Source organism: Candidatus Methylomirabilota bacterium, assembly GCA_027293415.1.
Taxonomy (GTDB): domain Bacteria; phylum Methylomirabilota; class Methylomirabilia; order Methylomirabilales; family CSP1-5; genus CSP1-5.
The window spans coordinates 1-4,743 of record JAPUFX010000050.1 but is presented as its reverse complement, the minus strand read 5'-3'; the positions used below and the strand labels follow the sequence as shown (position 1 = coordinate 4,743).

The window sequence follows — 4,743 nt, the reverse complement described above, 5'->3', positions numbered from 1 at the left end:
GCTCCTACACCCTACGCTCAGAGAGCCCCCTATGAGTATACTTGTTGATAACCCAAGAAGGCTTTGCTATGATAATAGTCTAAATCGAGCACAGGTCGAGGGGCCCCAAGGACGTGCCGCTCGGCAAAGGCCACGACGCCTCAAGGAGGACGAGGTTCCTTCTTGAGGTTTTTTATTTTGATTTCCACTCAGCGCCTTCAGACGGAGAAAAAAATGAAAGGACGGCAGATCAGCAGTTTCACGTTATGTATATCCATCTGGCTCGCGACAGTGCTCGCCTTCGTTTGCCCCCGGCTTGCAGTGGCCACGCCCTTTCCTGGGCCGGACGACTTTGGTTACAGAGGCGTGACTATCCCGTTTAACCTGCGCGATATCAGTGGTAGCGGCACGGTTGTCCCACTCGGCGACGATCAGGTGAGTGCGGCCATCCCAATCCCCTTTCCGTTCAACTTCTACGGAATTGATTACACCCAGCTATTTATCTCGTCCAACGGCTTTGTTACTTTCACCCCTACCGGCAATAATGGATGCTGTTTTGGCCGGCCGCTGCCCCAGGCCCGTGTTCCGAATAATCTCATCGCCCCATTCTGGGAGGACCTGAATAATCCACAGGGTAACATCCGCTTCCAAACGCTGGGGACGCCTGGTAGCCGAGAGCACGATGCTCTCTCAGCTCGACGCCCTGCTCAGGCGCCTCGGCCTAAGGTCCTAGGACCTTTTTGGCTTCGAAACAGCACCTTAGGGTGATTGACAACTCTCGAAGAGGAATCGAAACTTGCTATTAAACGCTCTCCGCAGATAGGGGAAAGATGGAACCGGGGGTAACTTTAGCAATTCCTCGGCCCACCGCAAGGCATGATCGACGGCGCAACACACATTCAGACGCCCTCTCGGGCGGAGCATGGCCTGGGGGGCGTTTTGCTTTACAGCCACAGGTGCCGAGTTCAAGGAAATCTTCGTCTCGACACGAAGCGCCTGCCTCAATTATTCTGCTCTCACCCAAAAGGGAGTTCTTATCACTTCACTTCACTTTATCACTTCACTCTTCACTACTTGATCACTTGGGTTGATAGCTGATACCTGAGCGTTCATCAGTTCTTGGCGTGTCGGCCGTCAGTGCCGTGCCAGCGCAGCGGCAAATCGATCCGTTGACGAGTCGCTGGGATAAAGTGCAGCCTATTTATTGGGCTGACAGGCAAAAGCAAGGTCAAACCGGAACCTTACCCAAGGGGCCGCTGCGATTCGACGGTGCCTTGGCCTGGAGCCTGGAGTAAGGGAGGGATGGAGGTTGTCACGAACCTTTTATGTCGAAAGGAGGGAACTCATGGACATGTGGCGAAGGGGAGCTCGTCTCCTCATGCTGATGGCGTTGGCCGCTCTGCTGGTCAGCGGGGCACCGGCCCTGGCAGGGAGTGAGGCCCAGGGCGATCTTGCGACGCAAGCCCAGACCGCTATCCAGCAGGCGGACGTGCTCATCGAGGAGTACGCTCAGCAGCTGGCCTCAGGCGAGGGCGACGAGGACGCCCGCGACCGGCTGCAGGAGGCGGAGATCGAGCTTAAACGCGCCGAAAGTCGCTTTAACAGCGGAAACTACGAAGGCGCGCTTGAGCACGCGGAAAAGGTCGAGCGGGAGCTGAAGCAATAGGCCTGCGCAAACGGAGAAAGGAGGACATGACCATGAGACCAATCACGATTGAGCGGAAGATACTGACTGCGGGCGCGTTGCTCGCCGTGTTGCTCTTTGTGCCGACGCCCGGCGAGGCCGCCGACCAGTGCGTCAACGTCGGGGGCACGGGTGGATGCTTTGCCTCAATTCAGGCGGCCATCGACGCCGCCAGCGCCGGCAACACGGTGACGATCGACAAGGGGGTCTACCTGCAGCAGTTCGACGTCCCGGTCGCTAAGACCGGCCTCACCGTCAAGGGGAAGAGCCGGAAGAAAGTCATCATCGACCCAGAGGTTGAACCCTTCGGCAACGGCATCGACGTCTTCGCCGACGGCGTGACGCTGAAGGAGTTTACCCTTCGGAACGGGACGAGCGACGGCATCCGTGTCCACCCCGGAGCGAACGGGACGGTGATCAAGAAGGTTACCGTCACCGGACCGGATAGTGATTGCATCAATATCGACGACGGTCCCACCACGGTGGATAAGGTGAAGCTCCTCGGCTGCGGTTCGGAGGGGATCGATGCGGACGCCGCCGACGTAAGCATTTATCATAGTGAGATCAGAAACTGCGATGACGACTGCATCGCAGTCAACGGGGACCGCGCCAAGATCGTGGACAACAAGATCGAGGTTTCCGACGGCCGCGAGTGCATCGACCTTTTCGGCAACGACGCTGAGATTAAGAAAAACGACATAAGAAACTGCAACGGTGATGGGATCGACGTCCGCGGCAACAACGCCGTGATTAAGAAAAACGACATCTTCGTGGCCGGGGTATGTATCGACGGGTCGGGCAACAACGTCCTGATTGCCGATAACGACATGCGCGCGTGCGAATCCAGGGGGGTCGACTGGAGCGGCGACAACCCGGTCGTCTACCACAACTCGGTGAAGGGCGCTTATGATGAAGGGTATCTGGTCGACTGTTTTGCCCCCGGCCCTTGCTCCAGCGGTGAGGTAACCGACAACAAAGCCAGAGACATCGCCGACGATAGCCAGGGCTTCGACATCTTCGCCGGTGTCGCCGGCTTTCTAGTGGACGGCAACGAGGCCCGCCGGGCGGCGGACGAAGGGTTTGACATCTCGGGAACTGGGATCACCATCCGGCACAACAAAGCCAGAGACAACGGCGGGGATGAGAACGAGCCCGGCTTCAAGATCTCCGGGACCGGCCACATCCTGTATCATAACGAGGCCGAGGAGAATCATGGCGACGGGTTCTCAATCGGCGGCACCGGCCACACGCTGACCGACAACGAAGCCGAGGAGAACCGGCAGGATGGCTTCGACGTAAAGGGAGCCACCGGCATCACACTTGAGAACAACGAGGCCAAAGAGAACAACGGCGTGGGCTTCGAGGTGAGCTCCGGCGCCACCGCCACGCTGACCGGCAACAAAGCCAAGGGCAACCGCATACCCTTCTGTAACGAAGGCGTCGCCACGGATGGCGGGGGCAACAACTTCACCCTCGGCACCATCGCCTGTGTCATCGGTGACTAGCGCCTGTCTGCAAACAGACGCGGAACACCGGGTTGCCCTCTCCCCTTACTTCGGGGGGAGAGGGCGGGGCGCGGGAGTGTGCACCGCATTGTCCCGAGGGAAACCATGAAGCCCGGCAGCCTCTTCACGCTTCCCCTGCTCCTGACCGTGAGCCTCGCCCTTCTGCCGACTCTGAGCCCCGCCGCGGAGAGGCTTGAGCCCCCCGAGGCCAAGGCCCAGCCAGCACAGCTGGCTCGAGGTATCCAGTTCGCCGATGATTCCCTGACCGTGAAGGTCACCGATATGCCGCTGACCGAGCTGCTTCAGGAGATCGCCCGCCAGAGCGGCCTCACCCTGGTGCTGCCCGGCTCACTCCAGGATCGGATCAGCGTAGAGTTTCACCAGCTCCCCCTAAAAGAAGGACTGCGGCGGATCCTGCGCCATCAGAACTTCGCCCTCGAGTATGCGGAACAAGCCCCTGAACAGGGTCAGTCGACCGCGCCGCGCCCGACGAAGCTCTGGATTCTCTCCCGGGGAGACGCAGGGCATCCTGGCCAACCCACGGCTGGTGAGCATCCGAGAGCTCCGTCCTCCCGGCGAGATGAGGTTGAAGACAGTCCTGTGTTGGAAGAGGCCCTGCTCAGTGACGATGCTGGGGAGCGAGAGGAGGCGGTAAAAGCCTTAGGAGCAAGCGGGGGCCCCGAGGCGGTGGGGCCCTTGAGCCTGGCCTTGGCCGATGAGGATGAGGATGTGCGGGAAGCCGCGATTGCGGCTCTCGCCGACCTCGGCGGGGAGGCTGCCGCCGAGGCCTTGGCCGCTGCGTTGGAAGATCAGGATCGTCGGCTACGGAATCGGGCGGTGGAGGCGCTTCAGGACATTGGCGGGGAGGCTGCCGCCGAGGCCTTGGGCACTGCGTTACACGACGAGGATGGCCGGGTGCGGCAGGCGGCGGTCGAAGCCCTCGAGGAGATCGGTGGGGAGGCTGCCGCCCAAACCTTGGCCATCGCGTTACGAGATCAGGATGCCTCACTGCGGGAAGCCGCGGTAGAAGCCCTCGGGGAGATCGGGGGGCAGAGTGCCATGCTCCTCGTACGGCAGGCCTTGGCCGACCCGGATGAATCCGTCCGCGACACCGCAGCCGACACGCTGGAACAGCTGAGACGCCAGATCCGCTGACGCGCCACACGCGATCTCACTGTTCCCTGGAACTCAACCCCTTTATTTTTTCAAGAGACTGTGCCCGAGGAGGATGCAGTGCCCGGGGCTGTTATCACCATGCAGACCTTTGGGGACTTCTTAGGATTTAACCCCCACTGTCACATCCTCTGTACAGATGGGTGTTTTAACGGCAAGGGCATGTTCAGAGGAGATGGGGTCACTCATTAGAAGGCTCCTGTCAAGTGGGAATACGTCTCCCCCCCACATTTGTATATTCCAATCCGTCTTCCCCGTCCACCGGTGATTGACCGTCACGCACCCCGATTTTCGATGGTAGTGGCGTCGGCCGCGTCTGCCGGTCCGCACCAGTCACTCATCAGGATCAAGGCTGCGGGCGTCTCGGCCATGCCTCGAGACGCCCAGCCCCTGGCACCTCCG

Annotated in this window: 5 protein-coding genes; all 5 read left to right on the top strand. The window is 60.2% G+C overall.

Annotated features, from left to right (window positions below; translation table 11 throughout):
* Nucleotides 1–213: 213 nt before the first annotated feature.
* The 5 genes from O6929_03450 to O6929_03430 all read left to right on the top strand — a co-directional run bounded on the left by O6929_03450 (nucleotide 214) and on the right by O6929_03430 (nucleotide 4,533).
* The gene (locus O6929_03450; protein MCZ6479452.1) at nucleotides 214–747 is read left to right on the top strand and encodes a hypothetical protein; all 534 of its coding nucleotides are present in this window, start codon (nucleotides 214–216) and stop codon (nucleotides 745–747) included.
* A gap of 577 nt (nucleotides 748–1,324) precedes the next feature.
* Nucleotides 1,325–1,645: a hypothetical protein gene (locus O6929_03445; GenBank protein ID MCZ6479451.1), complete on the top strand. Its 321-nt coding sequence runs from the start codon at nucleotides 1,325–1,327 to the stop codon at nucleotides 1,643–1,645.
* Between the two features lie 32 nt (nucleotides 1,646–1,677).
* Nucleotides 1,678–3,168: a right-handed parallel beta-helix repeat-containing protein gene (locus O6929_03440; protein ID MCZ6479450.1), complete on the top strand. Its 1,491-nt coding sequence runs from the start codon at nucleotides 1,678–1,680 to the stop codon at nucleotides 3,166–3,168.
* A 105-nt stretch (nucleotides 3,169–3,273) separates the two neighbouring features.
* Nucleotides 3,274–4,323, top strand: a complete 1,050-nt coding sequence (locus O6929_03435; GenBank protein MCZ6479449.1) for a HEAT repeat domain-containing protein — start codon at nucleotides 3,274–3,276, stop codon at nucleotides 4,321–4,323.
* Between the two features lie 78 nt (nucleotides 4,324–4,401).
* Nucleotides 4,402–4,533 carry a transposase gene (locus O6929_03430; protein MCZ6479448.1) on the top strand — a complete coding sequence of 44 codons (132 nt, stop codon included), beginning with the start codon at nucleotides 4,402–4,404 and terminating at the stop codon, nucleotides 4,531–4,533.
* The last annotated feature ends 210 nt before the right edge of the window (nucleotides 4,534–4,743 follow it).